The organism is Phreatobacter sp. GW821-FHT04C01 (assembly GCF_059420385.1).
This window is the reverse complement of record NZ_JBWKTP010000002.1, coordinates 396,765-420,160: the sequence shown is the minus strand read 5'-3', so window position 1 is coordinate 420,160 and position 23,396 is coordinate 396,765. Positions and strand designations below refer to the sequence as shown.

The window sequence follows — 23,396 nt, the reverse complement described above, 5'->3', positions numbered from 1 at the left end:
TGCGCTGGCCGGCCGCAGCTTACATCGCCACGCCCTTCGACTTGTAGAAAGCCTCGGCCGCCGGGTGAAACGCGACGGCGGTCTTGGTGGCCGCGCTCTGCAGGGTGAGACGCCGCGCCTCCGGATGAATAGCCGCGACATCGGTCAGGTTGCTGAAAATGCCCTCCAGAATGGTGTTCACCAGGGCATTCGGCGCCTTGGAATTGACCACCAGGACATTGGCGACGCCAATGCACGGGACCGCCGTCGTCTGGCCGCCATAGGAATTCGGCTGCATCGTGTAGAGCCGGTAGAGGCCGGGATATTTCTTGTCGATGGCGACCAGTTCCTTCGACGAATCGAGGATCTTCATCGGTGTCCGGCCGCCCTGCGCGAGGTCGCGCACCGCGGCCGTGGGCACGCCGCCGCCCCAGAAGAAGCCGGCGATCTTGCCGTCGGCGAGCGCATTGGCCGATTCGGCCACGCCGAGATTGTCGCGCGTGATGTCGGTGCGCGGGTTGAGGCCGGCCGCCTCCAGCGTGCGGTCCGCCCAGCCCTCCGTCGACGATCCCGCCGAGCCGACGCCGATGCGTTTGCCCTTCATGTCGGCGACCGAGTTCAGGGACGGGTTGGCGACCACGTGCAAGACATTGTCGTAGAGCACCGCGACCACGCTGACCTCACGCTTGCCGCCCTGGGCATAGGCAGCGGTGCCGGCGAGCGCGTCGACCACCGAATCGAGGGTCGAGAAGCCGACATCGGCGTCGCCGGTGGAGACCAGATTGACATTGTCGACCGAGCCGCCGGTCACCTGCGCCGTCACATGGGTATTCGGCACCTTCTCGGACAGGACGCGCGCAAGACCGCCGCCATAGACGAAATAGACGCCGCCGGTGCCGCCGGTGGCGACCGTCAGCCGTTGGCGCGACTGGGCGAGCGCAGGCGCACCGAGCACCAGTGCGCCGCCGGCGCCGGCCAGCAGCGCGCCGCGGCGGTTGAGAATGATCGGCATGGGTCGTCCTCCCTGGAATGTTTTTCCGTGATGTCCCTGGACCGGCCGGGGCCGGGCTCGCGGTTGATTATAGCGGACATGGGCGCGCCGATAAGGGGTGAGAGCCGATCGACGAGATCAGATCGGCGAAAGACCACGAGGTCGCGCGGCCAGCCGGCGCAACCAGAACCGTTGGCGGCACCGGCCGGCGATGATATGGAAGCCGTCGTGGGCACCGTCTCATGACCGAAACCAGGGGCACTGGCGTCTTACCGGCACCGTCCGGCCCGGCCAGCCGCTTCCCAATCGAGTTCATGCCATGACCGAAAATGCTGACCACGGCATCCGTTTCGGACGGATCGCCGCGATGTTGCCGGTGCGCGACATCACCAAGGCCCAAGCCTTTTATGCCGAGATCCTGGGCTTCACGAAAACCTTCGAAAACGGCGACCCGGTCGGCTTCATGATCCTGAAGCGCGACAAGGCCGAACTGCATCTGACGCTGGACCCGACCTATCGGGCACCGCCCTATAACGTCATTCACCTGATGGTCGAGGACGTCGACGGCCTGCATGCCGTCTGTCAGCGCCACGGCATCAGGATCATCAAGGGCTTGCGCGACAAGGACTACGGCCTGAGGGCCTTCGTCTTCGAGGATCCGGACGGCAACCGCATCGACGTCGGCCAGCCGATCTGATCGCGGCCGGCCTCCCGCCGGGACGGCCGGCTCAGCCTTCGCAGGCGAAGCGCCCGAGAATGGTGAAGCGCTGGTCGCGCCGCGCCTGCCTGAACACCACCAGGGCGTCGAGCCGGAACGGCGCGGCGACCGCCTGGTAGCGCTCCGCCAAAGCGGAGCGGACCGGCTCGCGCCGTGCCTCCGGCAGCGAGCCGGTCAGCGTCATGTGATAGCGGAAGTCCTCGAAGACATAGGGATAGCCCCAGTCGTCGAGATGGCCGATCTGCCGTTCGGTCAGCGGGCTCTTCAGCCGGCGCGCCCGGTCGGCCGGGCTCATCGGCGCCCGGAACGGGTCGAAGACACGGACGCAATCGGCGGCCAGCGTCAGGAGATCTGCGCAAGGCTGTGCCGGCACCAGCGCCACGAAGGAGCCGAGCGTCGCCACCGTCAAGGCCGGCACGGTGACCGCCGGGCGACGATCGGCGAAGACCATGACCGCTTCGAGCAGATCGGCCTCGCTCGCCTCGTTGGCCAGTTCGAACGGTGCTTTCAGCGTGCCGTGGAAACCATAGCGCCGCGGATCCTCGGTCAGTTCGGCCCAATCGGCCGCGTCGCCCGGCGGTTCCGCCGGAAACGGCAGATCGCGGGCGGTGGCGGCATCGTAACCGATCGCGGCGGAACCGAAGCTCCACAGCGGATCGTCGGGCGGCGGCGCGGCATAGATGGCGTAGCGTGTGGTCATGGCCGGAGCCCTTAGCCGGCCGCGATGACAGGCTCAAGACCTCTGTGCCGGCTCAGCGTCCGGTTCCACGCAGGCCATAAGCCGTCCGGAGGCTGCGGATGCGCGCCTCGGTCTCGACGATCAGGCACGGCCCGACCAAGCCGGAATAGATCGAATGAGCGAACCGGTTGGGGGTCTCATAGGTCTCGAGCCGGCAGGCGAGATCACGCAGCTCGGCCCAGGGCCGCTGAGCGGCGCGCAGCATCTCGATCCAGGCCGCCCGCTCTGCCGCCGACAGGTCGTGGCGCCCGTGAATGGCCGCCAGCGCCCTGGCCCAGACCGCATTGAGTTCAGCATCGACCCGCGCCACCTGCCGCTCGTAGCAGGCGGTCAGCGGGGCATAGTCGCCGCCCCGGCCGGGGTGGCGGCAGAGCGGCTGGCGCCCCTCGGTCCCGATCAGTTCGCGGCGGTTCGGCCCGCGCTGGAAACCGGCGAGATGGCCGCGCGCCTTGTCGGGAACAGCCTCGCCGAAGCGATTGGTCAGGTCGCCTGAAATTACCTGGCTGATGCCGATCCGGCAGGCGAGGCTCGCGATCTGCGCCCTTGCCGCGTCGAGACCCTGCTCCCGGGCCAGCAGCGGCGCTGCGCAGACCTTGTCCCGGAACGTCACCCAGAGTGCGAACCCCCTGTCGAATTCCTCACGCCACCGCGCCCGGTCCGTTTCGCTGAGCTCGCCGCGCCACTCGGCGATGGCCTTGGTGGCGTCCACGCGGGCGACCTCGAGCGCGGCCTCGGCTTCCGCCATGGCCTGGACCAGGCAGGCCGCCCGCTCGGCGGCCGGCTGGCTCGCCGGACAGGCTTGCGCCCGCGCGCCGGGCGCGAACCCGAGGAGCCCCGCGAGCAGCACCAGAACCGGCATCCATGTGGTAGCCATCGAACAACCTTCCCTGCACCGTCATGCCGGCTGCTTCTGCCGTCCCGTTGTTTCCGCTGCGTGCCGGACAGGTCCGCCCCTGTTTCATGATGCGATGAAGACTTTGCGCCGATGGCCGGTCGGCCCTATATAGCGGTCCCATCGTTCTGAACCCGGCGCCCATGCTCAACAGCCTCGACATCGACAAGCCCCCGCATGCGACCCGCGTGGTCGTCGCCATGTCCGGCGGCGTGGACTCGTCCGTGGTCGCCGCGCTGATGGCCGAACAGGGCTATGACGTGGTTGGCGTGACGCTGCAGCTCTACGACCACGGCGCCGCCATTCACCGCAAGGGCGCCTGCTGCGCCGGCCAGGACATCAACGACGCCCGCCGGGTGGCCGAGCGGCTCGGCATTCCGCACTATGTCCTCGACTACGAAGAGCGCTTCAAGGCGGCGGTGATCGATCGCTTCGCCCAGTCCTATGCGGCCGGCGAGACGCCGATCCCCTGTGTCGACTGCAATCGCCACGTCAAGTTCACCGATCTGCTCGACACCGCCCGCGACCTCGGCGCCGATGCCCTGGCGACCGGCCATTACGTGTCGAGCCGGCGGCTGGCGGACCGCCGGCGCGGTCTCTATCGTCCCGTCGATGCCGACCGTGACCAGAGCTATTTCCTGTTCGCCACGACCCCGACCCAGCTCGAACTGCTGCGGTTTCCCTTGGGCACCATGACCAAGCCGGAAACCCGCGAGCATGCCCGCCGCTTCGGCCTGTCGGTCGCCGACAAGGCCGACAGCCAGGACATCTGCTTCGTGCCGTCGGGCAAATATACCGCCATTGTCGAGCGCCTGAAGCCGGAGGCCGCAGAGCCTGGCGACATCGTCCACATCGACGGCCGGGTGCTCGGCCGCCACGACGGCATCATGCGTTTCACCGTCGGCCAGCGCCGCGGCCTCGGCATCGCCGCCCGCGAGCCGCTCTACGTGGTCGGCCTCGATGCTCCCGGCCGGCGCGTCCTCGTCGGCCCCAAGGAGGCGCTCGCCACCCGCGCCATCGGCCTGCGCGACGTCAACTGGCTGGGTGACCGGCCGTTGCAGCCCGGCGAGACGATGGACTGCTTCGCCAAGGTCCGTTCGACCCGGCCGCCCAAGGCCGCCATCCTGCGCGCCACCGAGGCCGGCATGGAAGTCGAACTGCTCGACGGCGAGGAAGGCGTGGCCCCCGGCCAGGCCTGCGTGCTCTATGATGCCGCCGACGGGCCGTCCCGCGTGCTCGGCGGCGGCTTCATCAAGCGGCCCGAGGCGCAGGCCCGGACCGCGATCTCCGCTCCTCTTCACGCCGCGCTCTGATCGGAGCCCGCATGGCAGCAGCCGAACTCGATACCCATTCGATCCAGAAGGCCTATGCCCGCTGGGCGCCGATCTATGACACCCTGTTCGGCTCGATCACCACCACCGGCCGCCGGGCCGCGGTCGCCGCCGCGACCAAGGTCGGCGGGCGTATCCTGGAGGTCGGCGTCGGCACCGGCATCGCGCTGCCCGACTACGGCCGCAACTGCCGGGTCATCGGCTTCGACCTGTCCTTCGACATGCTGAAGATCGCGCGCAAGCGGGTCGACGACGGCCTGCCCCATGTCGAGGGCATCCTCCAGATGGATGCCGGGCGCCTGGCTTTCGCCGACGCCTCCTTCGATTGCGTCGTCGCCATGTTCCTGATCACCGTGGTGCCCGACCCGGAAGGCGTGATGCGCGAACTGAACCGCGTCTGCAAACCCGGCGGCGAGGTCATCCTGGTCAACCATTTCGCCGCCGAGCGGGGGTTCCGCGCGCTGATCGAAAAGGCCGCAGCGCCCTTCGGCGACAAGCTCGGCTGGCATCCCGACTTTCCGTTTTCCCGCGTCACCGGCGAGCCGGAACTGACCGTTGTCGAAAAGCGCTCGGCGGGTTTCGGCGGCCTGTTCACGCTGGTCCGCTTCAACAAGGCGGACAACCCGGCGGCCGTCGCGACGGCCGCCGCCTAGGAATCTCCGGGAGCGCGTCCGATGTGCGGGATCGCCGCGGCCAGCCGGAACGACATCAGCCCGGCCGGCCGCGCGGCCGCAGCCCTCATCGCGCTCATCGCCTGGTCGGCGCTCGCCCTCCAGCTCTGGCTGAGCGTCACCCTGGTGCTGCGCAATGGCGGTTCGATCGCGGGCGGCGTCTTCGTCTTCGTCAGCTATTTCACCATCCTGACCAACCTGCTGCTCGCGGCGGTGCTGACCGCGCTGGCGCTCGGCCGCAGCGTCGGCGCCTCGCTCACCGGCGCCGTCACACTGTTCATCATCATTGTCGGCATCGTCTATGCGCTGCTGCTGCGCGCCACCTGGAACCCGCAGGGCTGGCAGAAGGTCGCCGACATGGCGTTGCACGACGTGACACCCCTCCTGGCGGCCGCCTTCTGGCTCGGCTTCGCGCCCAAGGGGCGGCTGGCCTGGCGCGATGCGGTCCGCTGGCTCGCTTTCCCGCTCGGCTATTTCATCTTCGCACTGGCCCGTGGCGCCAGCTCCGGCTGGTGGGCCTACCCGTTCCTCAATGCCGATGCGCTCGGCTACCAGGGCGTGATGATCAACGCCGCCATCCTGACGCTCGCCTTTCTCGGCCTCGGCCTCGCATTGGTGGCGATCGACCGCGGCCTCGGCAGAATAGCACGCTGACCGCAGGCGGTTCGCCTTGACACCCCTTCGCATGGGGCACTATATCCGCGCTCTCCGGATTGCTTCGGCGGCCCGGAAGCCTCTTTGGGGCGGGGTAGCTCAGTTGGTGAGAGCGCAGGATTCATAACCCTGAGGTCGGCAGTTCGACTCTGCCTCCCGCTACCAGACCGACAACAACACTCGAGTGTTGTCCGGGGCCAGAGCGATGGACGGGCGTGCCACCGATGGACGGGCGCTCCGTCAAGGCCGCCTGGCAATCCTTGATTTCGACAGTTGCCGGGCCACGCGCAACGACCATCCGATCGATGAGCTTGCGGATCGCTTCGGCCGACGCGCGACGTCTTCAATCGCCGGTCTCGCGGAAATGGGCCCGGGCCGCGACCTGACGTCGATCTGCACATTATCCTCGGTGCCGCTGCGGATCCCTCCCGGCTGATCCTGTCGAACCGGCGCCGTTCGTGAAGATCGGCCGTATTGACGCACCGCAACCGTGGAGATTGCGCAACACATCCCAGGTATCGGGGCGACATCCCCTGCGAAATGTTGCGCGCCGGCGACAACAACGTCATGAAAAGGTGACTGGTTTCTTTGGGAGGGTCGCCATGAAGAAATTTCTGCTGGCCGGTGTTGCAGTTATTGCGTTGGCTTCCTCTGTCTCGGCCGCCGACCTCGGTGTGCCCGGCGTGCCGATCGCCACCGCGGTGATGGTGCCCACGTTCAGTTGGACCGGATTCTACGCTGGCGCCCATGTCGGCTACGGTTGGGGACGCTCCCGGGCCGAGCTCGTTTTTGCCCCGGCCAATGTGGTCGACGGCAGCGGCAATGTGGATCCGAAGGGCATCTTCGGAGGATTGCACGTCGGCTACAATTATCAGACCGGCAACCTGGTGCTGGGCCTGGAAGCCGATGCCAACCTCAGCAGCGTGGGCGGACGCGTGACCGTATCGGACCCGGCCGGCGTGCCTCGCCCGCCCAATTCGGTTACGTCAAGGCTGACCTGGAACGGCTCGGCCCGTGTCCGGCTCGGTTATGCCATCGATCGCCTGATGCCTTTTGTGACGGGCGGCGTTGCCTTGGGTGAATACCGGGTGACGCCAAATTATGTTGTCAGCGGTACGCTGCCGGAATCCAGCACGCATGTGGGATGGACACTGGGCGCCGGCATGGAATATGCCCTGGCCGCCAATTGGACCGCGCGCGTCGAGTATCGCTATACCGATTACGGCCGCAAGCGCTACCCGATCCCGACGGACCCCAACGAGGAAACGCGGATCAACCTGACGACCCACGACGTTCGTCTCGGCGTGAGCTACCTGTTTTCGACCGGCGGAGGCCCGGTTGTCGCGCGTTACTGAGCCGGCCTGAAAGGGTCTGCAAAAGGCCGCCCTCGTGGCGGCCTTTTTTTGTTTTGGCTACCGGATGAATCGCCCGCACGCGGCCGTTCAGGCGACGCGGCGCTGAAATTCGACGACCTCCTCCGCGACCGCCTTGGCGATCGTCGGCCGCGCCAGTTGCCGCTTGTGATAGGCCGCGACCGCCGGCCATTGTCGCAGGTCGATGCCGACATGGCGGTACCAGTTGAGCAACACCACGAGATAGGCGGTGCGCGATGGCGTCGAGCGTCGGGGTGAGCAGCGTCTTCGCCCGCTCCTTGGCCGCCTCCGGCGATTTGGTCGCGAGCAGCGGGCTGAAGACGCGCTTGTGCACCTCCGTCGACAGGTAGTTCAGGACGTCAATCAACTGGTAGCGCTCGGTCGTGCCCCAGGCCGGCGCGAGTTTCGCTTCGGGTTTCTGATCGGCCAGATATCGCAGGACCGAGGGACCCTCGTTCAGCACCTCGCCGGAGCCAAGCCGCAGCGCCGGCCCATAGCCATTGGGCGAAATGCTCCAATAGTCCTCGCCGTCATCGGTCAGCTTATGTCGGGGACGAAAGAAACGCGCCACCCGAGGACTGCGGCGGCATCCCTGGCTTCTGCGAAACGCTCGAGGCAATCGCCGATCCCGGCCACCCTGATCACGCCGAAACCAAGGAATGGGCCGACGATTACGATCCCGGCCTCATCGACGAACTGCCGATCAAAATTGCGCTCGGCCGCATCGCAAACCGCGGAAATGCCGCCAACGCAGCGCATTTGAAGGACACGCCCGGCGCCGCGTTGATCAGCGATCGCGAGCGTGCACCGAGGATATAGCTCCGTCTCGAAATCCTGCTTCGTCGTGGCAGATCACGCCCGTCGGAGATCAGCTCTCCAAAGCGCGCCACATCTCGATATCGCGTTCGGCCGTCCAGATTCGCGGCCTGTCGATACCCTTTGCCTCATCGTAGGCGCGGCTGACATCGAACGGCATGCAATGATCGAAAATCACCCAGTGCCCGTACTTTTGACGCATCTCGCTCATGGCCCGGTCGTACACCGTCTTGAGGTCGTGACCCGCTGCGACGCCGGCCACTGCAATGGCGTACAGATCGCTTACGAAAGCGCGAGTGCCCTCGAAGCCCTCACGGATTTGCGCTGGTGTGGTCAACGCCTCACCTCGACCAGGAACGACCGCCGCGGGATTCAGCTCCTCCAGCACCCGAAGGGTCCCCGGCCAATCCCGGTAGTGCGCATCCCCGCAATACGGGGTTGCGCCGTACTCGACGAGATCGCCCGAAAACAGCACGCGCTCCTTCGGCAGCCACGCGATAGTGTCGCCGGCCGTATGGCCTCGGCCGGCGTGGATGATACGAATCTCGCGCGCGCCCAACCATAACGTCATCTCACCCTTGAAAGTGACGGTCGGCCAAGTCAGCCCGGGGATCTCCTCCTTGCCGCGGAACAGGCGCGGAAAGCGCTGGATCTCGGATTCCATATCCTGACGCCCCCGCTCGACGATCATGTCCCGCGCAACCTCGCTCGCGATGACATTTACGCAGTCGGGATAACCTGAAACGCCCAGCACGCGCACAGCGTGGTAATGGGTCAGCAATACGTGCCGGATCGGTTTGTCGGTCACTTCTCGCACCCGCGCGACGAGATCACCCGCCATGCGAGGCGTGGCGCGCGCGTCGATCACGAGAACGGAATCGTCTCCGACGACGACACCTGAATTCGGATCGCCTTCGGCGGTCAACGCATAGACGCCTGGCGCAAGCTCGGAGAAAACCTCCTTCTTCTCCTCGAGGTCGCCTTGGCTTGCAAACTTCCGGGTCATCATTGCTCCTCAGCTAAACGAGCGACGCGCCGCCATCGAGCGTCACGACTGTTCCTGTCGCGTAAGGATTCGATATCAACGCCAACAGCATCGCGGCGACGTCCTCCGCCGTCCCGACGCGGCCGGCTGGATAGAGCGCCGTGTTTCTGGCAACGAGCGCGGCTCGCTCGGACGCCTGCATGCCGTCCCAAAGCGGGGTATCGACGAAGGCAGGTGAAACGGCGTTGACCCGGACGGGACGAAACTCCAGAGCCAGCCCCCGAGCAAGGCCTTCCAGGCCCGCGTTGATGGCGGTCATCAGGGCTCGACCAGGCGCCGGGCGCGTCGCGAGATAGCCGGCGAGAAATGACAGTGACCCGCCATCCCGGATTGCCGCGTGGCGGGCGACGCGGTAAGCGCCCCAGAATTTGCTATCCATTGCCGCGAGCGCGTCTGCCATCGGGAGATCGCGGACGGGAGCAATCCTGACGGCTGAAGCCGTCGTCACGACATGATCCCACAGGTCGCGCGAACCGAAGAAGTCCTCAACGGCATGTTCGTCGGTCACATCCAGGGTGCGTCCCGTCGCAGCCGGTCCGATGATTTCCACCGCCGCGGCGACCTTCGATCCGGATCGCGAGGCGACCGTCACGGCAGCTCCCCGCCGCGTCGCAAGTCGCGCTGTCGCCAATCCGATCCCGGACGTGCCTCCGACGACGAGGACGCGCTGTCCTTTCAGGTCGATCATGGTGTCACCTCCTGGACAAGAAAGCCTCGAGGTCCCCGCGACGACAAACGAGGATTTCCGCGGGGACCGTGGTCGCGTTTCAGGATTTCGCGACAGCGACAGCCTTGATTTCGATGATGAGGCCCGGACGGGCTAATCCGGCGATATCGAGAATGGTCCAGGTGGGAAAAGGCGCCGGTACATAGCGGCTTTTGACTTCCATGAAATCGGCGAGGTGGGAGCTCAGGCCGACATGATACGAGACCAGTTCGACAAGATCCTCCATCCCGGCTCCCGCTTCGCCCAGGAGCAGCTTCATCCGTTCGAACGCATTGACGAATTGCTGCTTGGGATCCTCCGGCAAGCTGCCGTCGGCATTGAGCCCGATCTGCCCGGCGACGAAGAGAAGGCCTCCAGCTTTCACGGCCGACGAATACTGAAATTTATCGAAGATCGTTCCTCCGCCCGCAGCGGCAAACATCGGATTGTTCGAGGCATAGACAGTCTTCGACATGGGGACATTCTCCTGACCAATCAGAGGCGGGTTTCCGGCGGCAGCTCGAGACCGAGCAAAAGGCGGCCATAGGCTTCTGCAATCTGCTCGGGCTGCAACAGGAAGTGCGAACTCATCGCGTGAACGTCTCTGAACAGGCGCTCGATGCGGGTTCCCTCGGGAAGAAGCGAGCCGCCAATTCCCGCGAACATGCGCTGTGCCATGGCGAGCGCCTGACGCGATGCGACCGCGATCTTTGTGCGGCTGAGTCCGCGCTCCTCGGGGGTCAGCGGCGCCCCTTCCCCGATCCTCCGCTCGATCGCGATGGTTTCGGCAATCAGTGCGTCCCGGAAGAGAGCCATCGTGGCCGCGCTCGTGCCTGCATCGACATGCGAGAGCTTGTCGCCGATCTGAGCCGTCTGGTTGCTGGATCGCACGCGGCTTCGAATGATCTTGATGCACTCCTCGCTGCTTGCGCTCGCAACACCCAATGTCGGAGCGAGAACAGACATGGCGAAAGCCGTATTGAGCGGAAACTCGTAGCAGAGCTCCGTATTGCAGCTCGTCGGGTGCTTTCGGCCGGCCTGAAGTTCGGCCCAACTCATAAAGCGATGCTCGGGCACAAACGCTTTCTCGAGGCTCGCGTTTTTGCTGCCTGTCCCCCGCATTCCCATCACGCGCCAACTATCATGATCGATGCGAAACTCGGATTTCGGCACGAGCAGGATATCGAGTTCCGGCGCGCCGCCCTGACGCGGGACGCCGACGAGGAGACCGACCCAGTCGGAGACGTCGATGCCCGAGGCGTAGCGCCATTTTCCTGAAAGCGCGATGCCACCCTGCACGGGCTCCACGACGATGTCCTGACCGACACCGCCGGTCAGCATCGGAACGATCGGCGAGACACCGGGGGCGAAAACCTCTTCCTGAGCCGCCGCCGAGAACTTGCCCAGCATCATGATATTGGCGCTCGTCAGGCCCGTGAGCCACGCACAGGACGAACAACCCTTCGCCACCTCAAACGTCGCCTTCCAGGCCATGCTCGGCGACGCGCCCAATCCGCCAAAACGCGAGGGTCGGACCAGTTGGAACACGCCTGTCTCACACAGGCGGTCCGCGACAGCATCGGGGATCCTTCGCGCCTGCTCGACAGTCGCAGCCTGGTCCTGAAGCCAAGGGGTCAACGCGGCCACCTTGGCCAGGACGCGATCAGGACCGGTTGCGGCGGGAGCCGTGTTGAGGGCGATCATTTCCGTGGCGTTCATTGCATCCACTCCAGTCGTTGCGACTGGATAGCGCACAAATATTCGGGCGGACTGTATCTCCAGATACCCGTCGCGAATTTCAGGATGAGTGCGTCATGGGCCGATATCGCAATGGACCTCAGCCAGCCCGTACGAACGCCCGAAGGGCGCCGTCAGCCGCTACGCCGCATCCGCCAACCCGCGTCGCGAATTCGTTTCGAAATTCTCGCGCAGTTCCCCGAGACGGATTTCGGTTCGCTTCACCGATTCATCTTTGACAAGGCCAAAGCCTCGAATCTCGTCCGGATACGAGGCCAGGGCTATTGCCGCCTCGAGATTCGCGCCAGTGAGGTGAACCACAATCTCGTCGATCAAGACGAAGTACTGATCACGCAGCCTCCGTTCGGTGCGACGTTCCCGCGTCCAGCCGAAAGGATCGAGCGCGGAACCACGAAATACCTTGCCTCGCGCCAGGACCCGTAGAACGGGCAATAGAAGGCGCGCCGAAAACGCTCTCTTGCGCGGCCGCCCGGTGGCCGGATCGCGGCCGAACAGCAGCGGCGGAGCCAGATGCAGCCTGACCGTGCCACCATCGAACCGCCGCCGCACGCTGTCCCAGAAAGATGGGTCGGTCAGCAGGCGGGCGACTTCGTATTCGTCCTTGTAGGCCATGAGTTTGAAGGCGTTCCTGGCGACCGCCTCGGTCAACGATGTCGAGCCGGGGGCCGCTTTCTCCTCTGCACTCCGCACGCGCTCGATCAGAACGCGGAAGCGTTCGGCATACCCGGCATCCTGATAGGCTCGCAATGCGTCGGTTCGAACGGCAATGCGCTCCTCCAGAGCGTGGACAGGCTTGGGCGCCATTGCCGTCGCCGGTTCGTCCGAAACCAGCAAACTTTCCACCTTCTCCGGATCGGCGAAATACAGCCGGCCGAGGTGGAAAGCACGAAGCGTTCCAGCCACATCGGCGCCATTCAGCCGGATTGCCCGCTCCACCGACTCCGGCGATAGCGGCAGCGCTCCCATTTGCAACGCATATCCAAGCATGACCATGTTGGCTGCGATAGGATCGCCGAACGCGCGCCTCGCAAGGTCGTTCGCCGGTACGCGAACAGGCCGCTGTTCGGCCCGCCCTTCGAGACGGCGGACAAACCGTTCGGCATCGAGATCGAGACTGCCGTTCTCGTGGAACTTTTGCGTCGCCACCACCTCATCGTCGACAAGGACCGTCGTCGAGCGCCCGACCGTCTTCAATGCTTCAAGCTGTGTTGCGGCCACGACATCGGAAGCGATGAGCAGCCCGGCATCTTCCAATCCGAGGCGAAGAGGCGCCACGCTCTGGGTCGTCGGAAGTATCCGCAAGTGGCTGTAGACCGCTCCACCCTTCTGCGCGAGCCCAGTCATGTCGTAAATGCCGACGCCGCGCCCCTCCAGATGGGCTGCCATGCCGACGATCGCGGACGCCGTCACCACGCCCGTTCCGCCGATACCCGCGAACAGAATGCCGAACGTCTCGCCGTCGGCCCCCTTGGTTCCCGGCCTCGGCAAACCGGCGACGATAGCGTCGAGGTCGATAGACCCGGGTTTCACGAGTTCGCCGCCTTCGATCGTCACGAACGAGGGACAGAAGCCTTCGAGACAAGACAAGTCACTGTTGCAACTCGCCTGATCGATGCGGCGCTTGCGGCCGAATTCGGTTTCCAGCGGCTGCACGGACATGCAGTTCGACGCGCGGGAGCAATCTCCACATCCCTCGCACACCGCGGGATTGATGACGGCCCGCTTCGAGGCGGCGGGGAGTTTGCCGCGCTTACGTCTCCTGCGCTTCTCCGTCGCGCACATCTGGACGTAGACGACGACAGTCGTTCCCGGCACCTCGCGCAGGTCCCGCTGCACACTTTCCATATGGGTGCGGTCAAGAACCACGACGTCGGCCGGCAGCGCGTGTTCAGAATGTATACCCGCCGGATCTTCGGCGACGACCACGACGCGCCTGGCACCTTCCAGCAAGACCATTCGAACGATGGCCTCGACCGACAGACCACTCTCGACGGTCTGGCCGCCGGTCATGGCGACCACATCGTTGACGAGTATCTTGAAGGTCACATTCGCGGCGGACGCGGCAGCCGCGCGAATGGCCAGCGAGCCAGAGTGGGAGAAAGTGCCGTCACCGAGATTCACGAATACATGCTTCGTTTCCGTGAAATGCGACAGCCCGATCCAGTTCACCCCTTCGGCACCCATGTGGGTGCAGGGCAACGGGTTGCGGTCCATGAACTGCACCAAGCCGTGGCAGCCGATGCCGGCGACCCCGAATGCGCCATCCGGAAGTTTCGTCGACCGATTGTGTGGGCATCCCGAACAGAAGACCGGACGGCGCGCGAGCGGCCCCACCGCGACCTGCCTGGACGAGGCAACCCGTCCGGAGAGATCTTTCAGCTTTGCGCGCAGTGCCGAGGCCTCCGCGAGATCCTCCGGAGCGAGCGCCAGAATCCGATGGCCGACGGCCAGGGCTACGGTGACCGCATCCAACGGTTCATCCGCCGGGAGCAACGCTTCGCCACGCGGCGTTCGTTTCCCCGAAATATCCGGCCGCCTGGCCCAATGGTACATCAGCGCCGCAGCCTGAAGCTCCATATGGGCGCGCTTTTCCTCGACGAACAGGAGCTCCATTGCGTCCTGCGCGAACGCATTCAACGGTTCCGGATCGAGTGGATAGATCAAGCCGACTTTGAATACGCCGATGCCGAGTCGGCGGGCGAGGGCATCATCGACGCCGACCTGCCGTAGCCCGTCGACCACGTCCTGGAAGGCTTTGCCAGCGGTTACGATGCCCAGGCGGGACGGCCGCTGCGCTCCGAATGCAACGCGATCGATGCCGTTCCGCCGCGTGAACGCATGGACGCGCGGCAGCTTGCTTCGAACCATCCTTTCGTCCTGCGCCGTCACCGCCAACATTTCCACGCGAATGCTGACGTCATTGCGAGCCGACGGCTTCTCCTCGAGAATGGGAGCGATGTCGTCGAGCGAAAACGCGACCGCCTGGGTGCAGTCGGCGGTTTCGTTGACGAGTTTCAGTCCGGCGAGAAGCCCGCATTCACGCGACATCGCGAAACCGGCCAAGCCCAATTTCAGAATTTCATGCACATCCGACGGATAGAGGATCGGGACCTCATGGGCGGCGAGTGCGAGATCGCTCTGGTGCGCCAAGGAAGACGACTTCCCGGCATGGTCGTCGCCGAACACCAGCAGAACACCGCCATTCGGGTGGGTGCCCGACATATTGGCATGCTTGATCGCATCACCCGACCTGTCGACGCCTGGTCCCTTGCCGTACCACATGCCGAACACACCATCGACGCGGCGCCCCGGTACGAAGTCGAGTTGCTGGCTGCCCCAAACGGCGGTCATCGCGAGGTCTTCGTTCAGGCCCGGCTGAAAAACGATGTCCGCGGCCTTCAGGCGATCAGCGATCTTGAGAAGTTCGTTGTCGATCGTACCGAGTGGAGAGCCCCGATAACCCGAGATATAGCCCGCGGTGCGCAAGCCACGCCTGCGGTCCAGTTCCCGCTGGAGGATGGGCACCCTCGCCAGAGCCTGCTTTCCGGCGATGAAAATCGTACCGTCCGTCACATCGAACTTGTCTGAAAGCGATATCTCGCGCATGGCCGGAACACCGTGGATCTCTCGGTTCATGTTTCTGGAATTGCCGCTATGCATTCGATCTCCACCCGGACATCAGAGCGCACGAATTTCGAAACTTCGACGAGCGTGCTCGCCGGCGCATCCCGCGTCGCGAAGAATTCTTCGCGGATCTTGTTGGTCGCGGGATAGTCGCGGATGTCGAGCACGAACACGTTCATCTTCAAGACGTGCTGAAATCCACCGCCCTCATCCTCGAGGAGAGATCGGATGCGTTCGTAAATGACGCGTGTCTGCGCTTCGGCATCCTGAGCACCGGACTCTCGCGCCGTGACGCCCGAGACGAACACCAGCTTCGTACCCGCGAGCGGCAGCACAGTCGCATGAGCGAACTTTCCGAACGGGGCGGGCAACGCATCGTAGGTCCGTGATCTCGCCGTCATCCTGAACTCCCCAGTGCAATCGCCGCAGTGCAATCGCCTGCGACGTAGGCGACCGTTCGTTCGCGGAAACTACGGTCGGCAAGCGCCGAGGCGTGATTGACGCCAGGAATCGTCTGCCCAATGCCTGCCGCAAAGAACGCCGCCACGGGATATGGCGAGCCCGCCAACTTGTCCTGGTCGCCCACGATGACGAGGGTGGGTGCAGCCACCGACGCCAGGCGATCGAGAGCAAAAGCCCCCGACTGCCCGCGCAGACACGCGGCGAGAACCTCTAGGTCGTTGAACGGTCGCGAGGCCGCATGCTGCTTGAAGCGAACAGCATAGGGCGGAAGCTCTCGCTGCTCCTGGCTGCCCTCCTGGCCGTCGAGCGCGGCGGCGAATTCCGGCGAGAGCCCGACCGTCGCGGCGATCCGGTCGCCCATGCCACCCAAGACGAGGCTCGTGACCCGATCGGTGACGGCAAGCGTGAATGACATCGCGACATGCGCTCCCATCGAATAGCCGATCACACGGACCCGACGATCTCCCCAGCAGTGGTCGCACAGCGCGAGCACGTCGCGGACGAACGCGTTCAGCCGATAGTCCACCGGATCGCGAGACTTCACGCTGCGGCCGTGCCCCCGCAGATCCGGGGCCACCACCTCAAATCCCGCGACGACAAGTGCATCGAGCCATCCGGTCTCGACCCAGTCGTCGTTTGCGTCGGAAGCGAACCCGTGCAGAAGAAGAACAGGTTCTCCCTTTCCCGCTCTCAGGAACGAGAGATGCGCTCGCCCGCCGGCCGCGGTAGAGCCAACCTCCAGAACATGACGCATCGCTTGATCAGCCGACATGCCTGGACATCCGTGATTCTGGCGCACGCCGACATCCGCCAAGCGCCTCCACCATCGCGGCGGCAGCAATGGCGACGCCGTCCCTTCCCGGTGCGGCCCCAATCTGCAAACCGATGGGCAGCGCGACCGCCTCGGCGTGCCACGGCACCGAGATCGCGGGGCCGTGCGACAGATTGAACAGCGGCGTAAACGGACACCATTGGAGCCAATCGACCATCGCGGACGCCGGCGCATCCGTGCGAATTGGCAGGCATGGCATGGTTGGCGTCAGCAAGACGTCGACATCGTCGATGAGCAGTGCGGATAGCCTGCCCGCAATGTCTTCGCGGCGGCGTTGCAGCGACAGCAAGGCTTCGGCAGTCAGCTGCCTCACGGGCTCGACGAATTGGAGAAGAGCACCGTGGAGGTCGCCGCGCCCATCTTCAGGGACTTGAGACACGGCATAAGCGCAACCAAGACGATAAAGCGCACCGACAATGTCCCGCGACTCGTCGATCGGAATCTCGACGGTCGAAATGGACGCGTTCGCCGCGATGACCGAGAGCGCGTCGTCCCAGGCACGCTTGACGTCCGGATCAAGATAGCCCGCCACGCCGGCCGGCACGCCAATGCGGATTTTCGCCGGCAGCTCTGGGCGTGACAGGCGCTCGCCGAGAGTGGTCTGACTGAGGGACGTCCAATCTGCGCCGCTCGCGCCGCTCATCACAGAGGCGGCGAGTGCCGCATCGGACACGCTCCGCGCGATCGGCCCGATATGCGGCAATTGCCAGAACGCGGCAGGATAGGGATTCAGAGGTATCGTTCCGAAGGTCGGCTTGTATCCGACCACGCCGCAGAACGCCGCCGGAATGCGAACCGATCCCGCGGCATCGGTGCCTATTCCGAGGATTCCGAGCCCCAGCGCGGTCGCCGCCGCTGCGCCGCCGCTGCTGCCGCCTGCGTGACGCGTCGAATCCAGCGGCGTCACGGTCACGCCATCGAGCAGGTTCTCCGTCAAACCCTTCCAGGCAAACTCGGGCGTCGTGGTCTTGCCCAGGAGGACAGCGCCCGCCGAGCGAAGACGCGCTATGGAAACAGCATCCCGCGGCGCCGGCGCTTCCGACGTCGTTCGCGATCCCCGCCGTGTCGGCCAGCCGCGGACATTGAGCGTGTCCTTGATTGTAATCGGAACGCCATCGAGCGGACCGATCGCCTCGCCGCGCTGATACCGAGCCGCGGACGCCCGCGCCATTTCCAGCGCGACGGCATCGTCGACGAGGACGAACGCGTTGATGCGCTGGTTTAAACGGGCGACCGCATCGAGTTGCTCTCGCGCGACATCGACCGGAGAAATTTCGCCGCGCTTGTAGCGTTCGTGCAGCAGTACGGCTTCGCCCTCAGTCGACATAGACCTGATCCCGCGCGGCGGCGTAATCCGCCGCGCCTCCGAGATACGCCTGGCTCAGGCGAGGATTGGTCGAAAGCTCGGCGCTGGAGCCTTGAAGCACGACGCGGCCAACTTCCAGCACGTAGCCGCGATCCGCGACCGACAAAGCAAGACGCGCGTTCTGCTCGACCAAGATGATCGTCAGCCCTTCCGACTTGAGCTGTCCGATGACACGCAGAATTTCTTGGACAATCAGCGGCGCCAGACCGATCGACGGCTCATCGAGCATCAACAGGCGAGGTTCAGCCATCAATGCCCGGCCGACCGCGAGCATCTGCTGCTCACCTCCCGACAGCGTCGCTGCCTTCTGGCGGCGCCGCTCGGCTAGGATCGGAAACAATCCGTAGATCCTGTCGAGCGATCCGGCCGGCGCGCCGGATCGATAGCCACCGAGCCGCAGATTGACCTCCACGGTGAGGGTCCCGAACAGCTCTCGCCGTTCGGGCACGAGGACGACACCGCGGTTGACCAGCTGTTCCGGGCGGAGGCCCGCGAGTTCGGCGCCGTCAAGCGTCACCGTTCCCGCGCGTGGCGGACAAAGGCCCATAATTCCGTTGAGCAGGGTCGTCTTGCCCGCTCCGTTGGCACCGAGAACCGTTACCAGCTCTCCCGGTCTTACCTCGAGATCGAGGGATTCGATGACGGTTGCCCGGCCGTAGCCCACGTTCAAACCAGTGACGCGCAGGTGCGGCATGATCAGGTCCCCAGATAAGCGGCGATAACGCGCTCGTCGCGACGGACCTCATCCGGATGGCCCGTCATGAGACCTTGGCCCCGATCGAGAACGACGACTTGATCGACACAGTTCATGACCAGGTCCATGTCGTGCTCGACAAGAAGAACCGACATTCCTGCCCGCTTGAGACGGTGAAGCAAGGTAACGAGCTTGAGCTTTTCGCCTGTGCGCAGGCCCGCCGCCGGTTCGTCCAGAAGGAGCAGCTTTGGTTGACTGATCAATGCGCGTGCAATTTCGACCAGCCTGGCTTGTCCCATCGCCAGACGCGACGCTGGCTCATGGGCAAGCCCGTCGAGTTCCACGATCTCCAGCGCGCGCCAGGCCTTCGCGAACGTCGCGGCTTCCTCGACGCGGTCGAACCCGAACATGCCGGAAATGATTCCGGAACGCCCCTGAGCATAGGCGCCGAAGGCCACGTTCTCGAGCACCGTCCGCTCCGGCATGATCCGCACATGCTGGAACGTGCGGGAAACTCCGCGATGCACGAGATCCGAAACCTGCAGAGGTGGCGGCGCCCCCATGAGAAGAACAGTGCCCTCGGAGGGTTCGAGAAGGCCCGTTGCGATATTGAAGGTGGTCGACTTGCCCGCCCCGTTGGGACCGATCAGACCGACGATTTGGTCGGGCCCGACCGAGAAGGAGACACCTTGCAGCGCTTTTATTCCGCCGAAGTTCTTCTCGATTGCCGTTACCGTCAGCAGATTCTCATTCCGGTCGCCACGCCTGGACGGCGTCAGCTCGATTTTTCGGCTCGACCGGGCCACTGAGAATGCGGGCCAGACGCGTTGCAACGCGGACCAGAGGCCGCCTGGCCAGCGCAGCAACACGCCAATCAACACGATGCCGAATACGATCATTTCGACATGTCCCGACAATCCGAGCATGCGAGCCACCGTGTTCTGCAACATCATTTCGAGCGCAGTGATCGCCGCCGCTCCGAGCACCGCGCCAAACGGATGGGACATCCCACCGAAGATGCACGCGATCAGCAGATTCACGCTCGACGTTATTCCGAACGGTGCCGGGCTGAGAAATTTGAAGTAGAAAGCGTATAGACCGCCCGAAAGCCCCGCCAGCGTGGCGGCGACGACAAACACCAGAAGCCGAAGGCGGGCGGCAGTCACGCCGAATACTTCCGCCATCTCGGCATTGACCTTTAGCGCGGCGACGGCGCGCCCGGTCCGGCTATAGAGCAGCCGCGAAAATCCACCGCCCGCCGTCACGACGATCAGCCAGACCACGATCGCGAATGTGCGCTCGTTCACCAGCTCGAACGAACCGATCGCGAGCGGAGGAATCTGGCCAAACCCTGAGGCGCCTCCCGTCAACCATCCGGCGGCGACGATGGCGGCGCTGGTCGCGATGCCGATCGCGAGCGTCGCGAGGGGCAAAAAATGCCCCTTGAGCCGGAGGGTGACGGCACCCACGACAAATCCGGCGAGCGCCGTCGTCGCGACCCCGAGAAAGAGAGCAAGGATCGAAGGGACGCCAGTGTCACGGGCGAGAATCGCCGAGACATAGGCCCCGATGGCCATGAAGGCGGCCTGGCCCAACGACACCTGGCCGGCGATCAGCAGGAGCGTCAACCCCATCGCGGCGAGAGCTGTCAGACCCACCGTGACGAGGAGCGTCACGTTATATTGCGGGCTGAGAACCGCGATGGCGCAGGCAAGCGCAAAAAGACAAATCGCGACGGCGAGCGAAGCGATGCCGGGCGTCCGCCAGGACGACCAGGCTTCCGGCTGGGGCGGGATCATGGTCAGTGCTCGTGCGCTTCGGGGGGGCGGACGGCGTTCCGCCAGAGCAGAATGGGGATCACCATCAGAAAGACGATGACGTCGCGAAACGCGCTCACCTGGAATGCGGAGAACGACTCGATCAGTCCGACCAGCAGGACACCGATCAGCGCCGTGGGATACTCGACGATCCCGCCGAGAGCCGCCGCGACAAAAGCCTTCAGGCCGATCGGAAAGCCCATGTCGTAGTTCGCGGTCACCAGCGGCGCGAGCAGCAGGCCGGAAAGCGCGCTGAACGCGGCCCCGATGGCGAAACTGAGCTGACCGGCCACACTGACAGGAATACCGCAGAGCTGGGCGCCGGTCCTATTGACCGCCGTGGCCTGCAATGCCTGCCCGACCAGCGTTCTCTCCGAGAAGAGATAAAGCGCGATCATCGCGACGACTGAGGACACGCAGATCCAAAGGCTCTGATAGGTGACAAAGACGGGCCCCAGCGTGAGGCCGCCAGCCACGACCGGCGGAACGGAACGCGGCTCCGCTCCCCAGATCATGACGGCGGTGCCATGAAAGACCATGTAGACGCCGACGCTGACGATCAGGAGCACAATCGGAGATGCACCGGACACGGGCTCAACGGTCAAGCGATACGCCAGCGTTCCCAGTGAAGCCGTCGCCACCAGCGAGGTGAGGACGGCGAGCCAATAGGACCCCGGCAGAAGCCTGGCCGCCCAGGCGGTGGCGAGCACCGCCAAAATCCACAGCGCCCGCGAGAGAATAATGCGGACCCTGAGGGCAGCCGACAAACGTCGATCTGCAACGTCCTTCAACGCGAACGCTGCGAGTCCGCCAGCGACGATGACGCTCAATACGTTGAACGCCCCCGAGAGCGCGCTCGCGAACGAGAGCGCCCCTATCGTCACATATTCGCCCTGCGCGATGTTCACCACGCGGGTCACCGTATAAATCACGATGAGGCTGAGCGCGACCAGCCCGTAGACAGCACCGTTGGTGACGCCGTCGGCCAGCAAGAATAGGAACGTGTCGAGCAAGGGTCACTCCTCGATGAGGACAAACTTGCCTGCCCTGATCTGCGCCAGGAAAGTCGAGCGCCTGTCCAGGCCAAGATGGTCGGTCGGGGTGATGTTGAAGACGCCGTTGACGCCCGGCCATTCCCTGGTCCGCTCCATCGCGTCCCTGATCGCCACGCGCATCGCGGCCAGATCGTCGACCTTGGCGCCGGCGGCGGTTGCGCTCCGATAGGCGTTCACGGCCAGCATCATCGCATCCCACGACTGGCCGGCAAAAAGGTCCATTTTCCCTTTGCCGTACACCCCGTCGTAGAGCTCGGCGAACGTCGCGAGCACCGGGCGAAGAGGGTTGTCCGCCTTGATCTGATCGTAGACGTTCAACGCTCCGACGCCGACGATGGCGCCCTCGACACTCGCCTTGCCGATGTCGACGAACGCGTTAATCGACGAACCGGCACCGTGATAGATCGGCCCGGTAAACCCAACCCTCTTCAGGGCCTCATGAGAAAGATTGGCCGATGGCGGGATGGCGTGAATGTACACGGCATCCAGTCCAGCCTGTCTCAATCGCAACGCCTGCGGCGTGAAATTGGTGTCCTGACGGGCGAACCGCTCGGCAGCGACAAGCTCGATGCCGACTTCCTTGGCGACGCTCTGAAGCTCCTTGAGCCCATTTTCGCCATATGCATCCTCGAGACCGAAGAACCCGATTTTCTTGATGCCCTGGCGCTTCATATAGTCGAGCGTGCGCTGGAGCATGAGCTTGTCGGACGTCGGCGTCTTGAAGGTGAACGGACGCGCACTCGCCGGCTCGACGATGTTTGCCGATGAGGCCATCGAGATCATCGTGATCCTGGCGGCGTTCACCGTGTCGATGATGGCCATGGAACTCGGCGTCGTCGTACAGCCCACCACGACGTGGGCCCTGTCTTCCTCGATCGCCTTGCGCGTCAGGCTGACCGACTTTGTCGGGTCCGATCCGTCGTCGTATGAAATGACCTTGATCTTGAAGGGAAGGTCCTGGCGGTTCGACCATGTCTTGTCGAACAGCTCCACGGCGTTCCGCTCGGGCGCTCCGAGTGCCGATGCCTGTCCCGTCACGGCGATGATCGCGGCGATGCGGAGTTCCGGTTTCTCCTGAGCAATCGCCGAACGAGAACCGAAGATTGCCGTGGCTTTGGCGGAAAGCAGCGTGGATATACTCAACGATACGGCCGCGCGCCTCGTGATCATGGTCATGTGCCCCCTCACGGTTGTCGTGACGTCTCCACCGTCGCACTGTTGCGTCGCGCTGCGCTGTATCTGCGTATACATCGGCTGCTTTGTGCTGCTGGATACAGTCGTGGACAGGTTGTTGATCGTAAAACCGGGTCTCTGAACGGCCCAGCTTGCGGAGATCGTCGACATGAACCGGGAAACCACCCAGGACTTTCGGATGCTGTTCCGAAGGCTGACGACCGGCGTGACCTTGATCGCGGTCGGGGGGGAAACGGGTCCGACCGGCATGACGGTCAATTCCCTCACGCCGGTGAGCCTCGACCCCCCACTGCTGCTATTTTGCGCTTCCCTGACCAGCGCGACGGCAAGGCGGATCGCCAATGTCGGCACGTTCTCGGTCAACCTGCTTGCGGGGGATCAGCAGGATGTCTCGACACATCATGCGGGCAGACCGCTTCCAGCGCCGACCTGGCGCTGGCGGGAAACCGAATGCGTGCCCTGGATCGAGGGGGCCAACGCCACCTTCCGCTGCCGGCTCGTTGCGGAACATCCCGGCGGCGACCACCGCATCCTCATAGGCAGGATCGAAGAGATGTTCGGTCCGGTGACCGCGGCAGCGCCGCTGCTCTACCATGGCGGCAAATATGCCCGCCTTCCCTATGATGAACCCGGCCAGGGCGCCGAACAACGCATCGACGATCTCTGGTGGACGGGATGA

24 protein-coding genes and 1 tRNA gene are annotated in these 23,396 nt (G+C 64.6%); 9 read left to right on the top strand and 16 right to left on the bottom strand.

Annotated elements, in window-relative coordinates; translation table 11 throughout:
* Positions 1-19: 19 nt before the first annotated feature.
* On the bottom strand, positions 20-991 hold the full coding sequence (locus tag AC07WJ_RS08915) for a TAXI family TRAP transporter solute-binding subunit (protein WP_494934205.1): 972 nt from the start codon (positions 989-991) through the stop codon (positions 20-22).
* A gap of 298 nt (positions 992-1,289) precedes the next feature.
* On the opposite strand from AC07WJ_RS08915, the gene AC07WJ_RS08910 reads away from it, so the two are divergent.
* Positions 1,290-1,667, top strand: a complete 378-nt coding sequence (locus AC07WJ_RS08910; RefSeq protein WP_494934204.1) for a glyoxalase superfamily protein — start codon at positions 1,290-1,292, stop codon at positions 1,665-1,667.
* Between the two features lie 31 nt (positions 1,668-1,698).
* Here the strand turns inward: AC07WJ_RS08910 and AC07WJ_RS08905 are convergent, their stop codons facing one another.
* Together AC07WJ_RS08905 and AC07WJ_RS08900 are read right to left on the bottom strand one after the other, a co-directional pair.
* On the bottom strand, positions 1,699-2,388 hold the full coding sequence (locus AC07WJ_RS08905; RefSeq protein WP_494934203.1) for a DUF1045 domain-containing protein: 690 nt from the start codon (positions 2,386-2,388) through the stop codon (positions 1,699-1,701).
* A 52-nt stretch (positions 2,389-2,440) separates the two neighbouring features.
* A complete protein-coding gene (locus AC07WJ_RS08900) occupies positions 2,441-3,301 on the bottom strand; it encodes a lysozyme inhibitor LprI family protein (RefSeq protein ID WP_494934202.1) in 861 nt (286 codons plus the stop codon).
* Positions 3,302-3,462: 161 nt separating this feature from the next.
* Between AC07WJ_RS08900 and mnmA the strand changes: the two genes are divergently transcribed.
* The 6 genes from mnmA to AC07WJ_RS08870 all read left to right on the top strand — a co-directional run bounded on the left by mnmA (position 3,463) and on the right by AC07WJ_RS08870 (position 7,330).
* Complete coding sequence (mnmA, locus tag AC07WJ_RS08895) at positions 3,463-4,632, top strand: tRNA 2-thiouridine(34) synthase MnmA (RefSeq protein ID WP_494934201.1); 1,170 nt, start codon at positions 3,463-3,465, stop codon at positions 4,630-4,632.
* Positions 4,633-4,643: 11 nt separating this feature from the next.
* A complete protein-coding gene (locus AC07WJ_RS08890; protein WP_494934200.1) occupies positions 4,644-5,303 on the top strand; it encodes a class I SAM-dependent methyltransferase in 660 nt (219 codons plus the stop codon).
* Between the two features lie 21 nt (positions 5,304-5,324).
* Positions 5,325-5,975 carry a Pr6Pr family membrane protein gene (locus AC07WJ_RS08885; RefSeq protein ID WP_494934199.1) on the top strand — a complete coding sequence of 217 codons (651 nt, stop codon included), beginning with the start codon at positions 5,325-5,327 and terminating at the stop codon, positions 5,973-5,975.
* A gap of 88 nt (positions 5,976-6,063) precedes the next feature.
* Positions 6,064-6,140 (top strand) — tRNA-Met (locus tag AC07WJ_RS08880).
* Between the two features lie 40 nt (positions 6,141-6,180).
* The gene (locus tag AC07WJ_RS08875; RefSeq protein WP_494934198.1) at positions 6,181-6,411 is read left to right on the top strand and encodes a hypothetical protein; all 231 of its coding nucleotides are present in this window, start codon (positions 6,181-6,183) and stop codon (positions 6,409-6,411) included.
* Positions 6,412-6,577: 166 nt separating this feature from the next.
* Positions 6,578-7,330, top strand: coding sequence for an outer membrane protein (locus AC07WJ_RS08870; RefSeq protein WP_494934197.1), 753 nt, complete (start codon positions 6,578-6,580; stop codon positions 7,328-7,330).
* 87 nt (positions 7,331-7,417) lie between these two features.
* Here the strand turns inward: AC07WJ_RS08870 and AC07WJ_RS08865 are convergent, their stop codons facing one another.
* Positions 7,418-7,567, bottom strand: a complete 150-nt coding sequence (locus AC07WJ_RS08865) for a hypothetical protein (protein ID WP_494934196.1) — start codon at positions 7,565-7,567, stop codon at positions 7,418-7,420.
* 213 nt (positions 7,568-7,780) lie between these two features.
* On the opposite strand from AC07WJ_RS08865, the gene AC07WJ_RS08860 reads away from it, so the two are divergent.
* Positions 7,781-8,167, top strand: coding sequence for an IS1096 element passenger TnpR family protein (locus AC07WJ_RS08860; RefSeq protein WP_494934758.1), 387 nt, complete (start codon positions 7,781-7,783; stop codon positions 8,165-8,167).
* A 49-nt stretch (positions 8,168-8,216) separates the two neighbouring features.
* Here AC07WJ_RS08860 and AC07WJ_RS08855 read toward each other — a convergent pair whose 3' ends face one another.
* From AC07WJ_RS08855 to AC07WJ_RS08800, 12 genes are all read right to left on the bottom strand, one after another.
* Positions 8,217-9,170, bottom strand: coding sequence for an MBL fold metallo-hydrolase (locus tag AC07WJ_RS08855; RefSeq protein ID WP_494934195.1), 954 nt, complete (start codon positions 9,168-9,170; stop codon positions 8,217-8,219).
* A 13-nt stretch (positions 9,171-9,183) separates the two neighbouring features.
* Positions 9,184-9,897, bottom strand: a complete 714-nt coding sequence (locus AC07WJ_RS08850; protein WP_494934194.1) for an SDR family oxidoreductase — start codon at positions 9,895-9,897, stop codon at positions 9,184-9,186.
* A 79-nt stretch (positions 9,898-9,976) separates the two neighbouring features.
* A complete protein-coding gene (locus AC07WJ_RS08845) occupies positions 9,977-10,390 on the bottom strand; it encodes a RidA family protein (RefSeq protein WP_494934193.1) in 414 nt (137 codons plus the stop codon).
* A gap of 20 nt (positions 10,391-10,410) precedes the next feature.
* Positions 10,411-11,634, bottom strand: coding sequence for an acyl-CoA dehydrogenase family protein (locus AC07WJ_RS08840; protein WP_494934192.1), 1,224 nt, complete (start codon positions 11,632-11,634; stop codon positions 10,411-10,413).
* A gap of 159 nt (positions 11,635-11,793) precedes the next feature.
* Positions 11,794-15,333: an indolepyruvate ferredoxin oxidoreductase family protein gene (locus tag AC07WJ_RS08835; protein ID WP_494934191.1), complete on the bottom strand. Its 3,540-nt coding sequence runs from the start codon at positions 15,331-15,333 to the stop codon at positions 11,794-11,796.
* Complete coding sequence (locus tag AC07WJ_RS08830) at positions 15,306-15,698, bottom strand: RidA family protein (protein WP_494934190.1); 393 nt, start codon at positions 15,696-15,698, stop codon at positions 15,306-15,308. Before AC07WJ_RS08830 ends, AC07WJ_RS08835 begins: the two co-directional genes overlap by 28 nt.
* On the bottom strand, positions 15,695-16,531 hold the full coding sequence (locus AC07WJ_RS08825) for an alpha/beta fold hydrolase (protein WP_494934189.1): 837 nt from the start codon (positions 16,529-16,531) through the stop codon (positions 15,695-15,697). Before AC07WJ_RS08825 ends, AC07WJ_RS08830 begins: the two co-directional genes overlap by 4 nt.
* Positions 16,521-17,918, bottom strand: a complete 1,398-nt coding sequence (locus tag AC07WJ_RS08820) for an amidase (RefSeq protein WP_494934188.1) — start codon at positions 17,916-17,918, stop codon at positions 16,521-16,523. The genes AC07WJ_RS08825 and AC07WJ_RS08820 overlap by 11 nt, the downstream gene beginning before the upstream one ends.
* Positions 17,908-18,651 (bottom strand): ABC transporter ATP-binding protein, encoded by a 744-nt coding sequence (locus AC07WJ_RS08815; protein ID WP_494934187.1) that lies wholly within the window; start codon positions 18,649-18,651, stop codon positions 17,908-17,910. The genes AC07WJ_RS08820 and AC07WJ_RS08815 overlap by 11 nt, the downstream gene beginning before the upstream one ends.
* Positions 18,652-18,653: 2 nt before the next feature.
* Positions 18,654-20,450 carry a branched-chain amino acid ABC transporter ATP-binding protein/permease gene (locus AC07WJ_RS08810; RefSeq protein ID WP_494934186.1) on the bottom strand — a complete coding sequence of 599 codons (1,797 nt, stop codon included), beginning with the start codon at positions 20,448-20,450 and terminating at the stop codon, positions 18,654-18,656.
* A 2-nt stretch (positions 20,451-20,452) separates the two neighbouring features.
* Positions 20,453-21,481 carry a branched-chain amino acid ABC transporter permease gene (locus tag AC07WJ_RS08805; protein ID WP_494934185.1) on the bottom strand — a complete coding sequence of 343 codons (1,029 nt, stop codon included), beginning with the start codon at positions 21,479-21,481 and terminating at the stop codon, positions 20,453-20,455.
* A 3-nt stretch (positions 21,482-21,484) separates the two neighbouring features.
* On the bottom strand, positions 21,485-22,699 hold the full coding sequence (locus tag AC07WJ_RS08800; protein WP_494934184.1) for an ABC transporter substrate-binding protein: 1,215 nt from the start codon (positions 22,697-22,699) through the stop codon (positions 21,485-21,487).
* A gap of 166 nt (positions 22,700-22,865) precedes the next feature.
* On the opposite strand from AC07WJ_RS08800, the gene AC07WJ_RS08795 reads away from it, so the two are divergent.
* Positions 22,866-23,396, top strand: a complete 531-nt coding sequence (locus AC07WJ_RS08795) for a flavin reductase family protein (RefSeq protein ID WP_494934183.1) — start codon at positions 22,866-22,868, stop codon at positions 23,394-23,396.

What these genes read in the sequence shown, in the direction of transcription:
- AC07WJ_RS08845 (WP_494934193.1), bottom strand. Translation starts at nt 10,390, where the DNA reads ATGTCGAAGACTGTCTATGCCTCGAACAATCCGATGTTTGCCGCTGCG.
- AC07WJ_RS08850 (WP_494934194.1), bottom strand. Translation starts at nt 9,897, where the DNA reads ATGATCGACCTGAAAGGACAGCGCGTCCTCGTCGTCGGAGGCACGTCC.
- AC07WJ_RS08875 (WP_494934198.1), top strand. Translation starts at nt 6,181, where the DNA reads ATGGACGGGCGTGCCACCGATGGACGGGCGCTCCGTCAAGGCCGCCTG.
- AC07WJ_RS08810 (WP_494934186.1), bottom strand. Translation starts at nt 20,450, where the DNA reads ATGATCCCGCCCCAGCCGGAAGCCTGGTCGTCCTGGCGGACGCCCGGC.
- mnmA (WP_494934201.1), top strand. Translation starts at nt 3,463, where the DNA reads ATGCTCAACAGCCTCGACATCGACAAGCCCCCGCATGCGACCCGCGTG.
- AC07WJ_RS08900 (WP_494934202.1), bottom strand. Translation starts at nt 3,301, where the DNA reads ATGGCTACCACATGGATGCCGGTTCTGGTGCTGCTCGCGGGGCTCCTC.
- AC07WJ_RS08885 (WP_494934199.1), top strand. Translation starts at nt 5,325, where the DNA reads ATGTGCGGGATCGCCGCGGCCAGCCGGAACGACATCAGCCCGGCCGGC.
- AC07WJ_RS08835 (WP_494934191.1), bottom strand. Translation starts at nt 15,333, where the DNA reads ATGCATAGCGGCAATTCCAGAAACATGAACCGAGAGATCCACGGTGTT.
- AC07WJ_RS08855 (WP_494934195.1), bottom strand. Translation starts at nt 9,170, where the DNA reads ATGACCCGGAAGTTTGCAAGCCAAGGCGACCTCGAGGAGAAGAAGGAG.
- AC07WJ_RS08800 (WP_494934184.1), bottom strand. Translation starts at nt 22,699, where the DNA reads ATGACCATGATCACGAGGCGCGCGGCCGTATCGTTGAGTATATCCACG.
- AC07WJ_RS08820 (WP_494934188.1), bottom strand. Translation starts at nt 17,918, where the DNA reads ATGTCGACTGAGGGCGAAGCCGTACTGCTGCACGAACGCTACAAGCGC.
- AC07WJ_RS08830 (WP_494934190.1), bottom strand. Translation starts at nt 15,698, where the DNA reads ATGACGGCGAGATCACGGACCTACGATGCGTTGCCCGCCCCGTTCGGA.
- AC07WJ_RS08825 (WP_494934189.1), bottom strand. Translation starts at nt 16,531, where the DNA reads ATGTCGGCTGATCAAGCGATGCGTCATGTTCTGGAGGTTGGCTCTACC.
- AC07WJ_RS08815 (WP_494934187.1), bottom strand. Translation starts at nt 18,651, where the DNA reads ATGCCGCACCTGCGCGTCACTGGTTTGAACGTGGGCTACGGCCGGGCA.
- AC07WJ_RS08905 (WP_494934203.1), bottom strand. Translation starts at nt 2,388, where the DNA reads ATGACCACACGCTACGCCATCTATGCCGCGCCGCCGCCCGACGATCCG.
- AC07WJ_RS08795 (WP_494934183.1), top strand. Translation starts at nt 22,866, where the DNA reads ATGAACCGGGAAACCACCCAGGACTTTCGGATGCTGTTCCGAAGGCTG.
- AC07WJ_RS08840 (WP_494934192.1), bottom strand. Translation starts at nt 11,634, where the DNA reads ATGAACGCCACGGAAATGATCGCCCTCAACACGGCTCCCGCCGCAACC.
- AC07WJ_RS08910 (WP_494934204.1), top strand. Translation starts at nt 1,290, where the DNA reads ATGACCGAAAATGCTGACCACGGCATCCGTTTCGGACGGATCGCCGCG.
- AC07WJ_RS08890 (WP_494934200.1), top strand. Translation starts at nt 4,644, where the DNA reads ATGGCAGCAGCCGAACTCGATACCCATTCGATCCAGAAGGCCTATGCC.
- AC07WJ_RS08915 (WP_494934205.1), bottom strand. Translation starts at nt 991, where the DNA reads ATGCCGATCATTCTCAACCGCCGCGGCGCGCTGCTGGCCGGCGCCGGC.
- AC07WJ_RS08870 (WP_494934197.1), top strand. Translation starts at nt 6,578, where the DNA reads ATGAAGAAATTTCTGCTGGCCGGTGTTGCAGTTATTGCGTTGGCTTCC.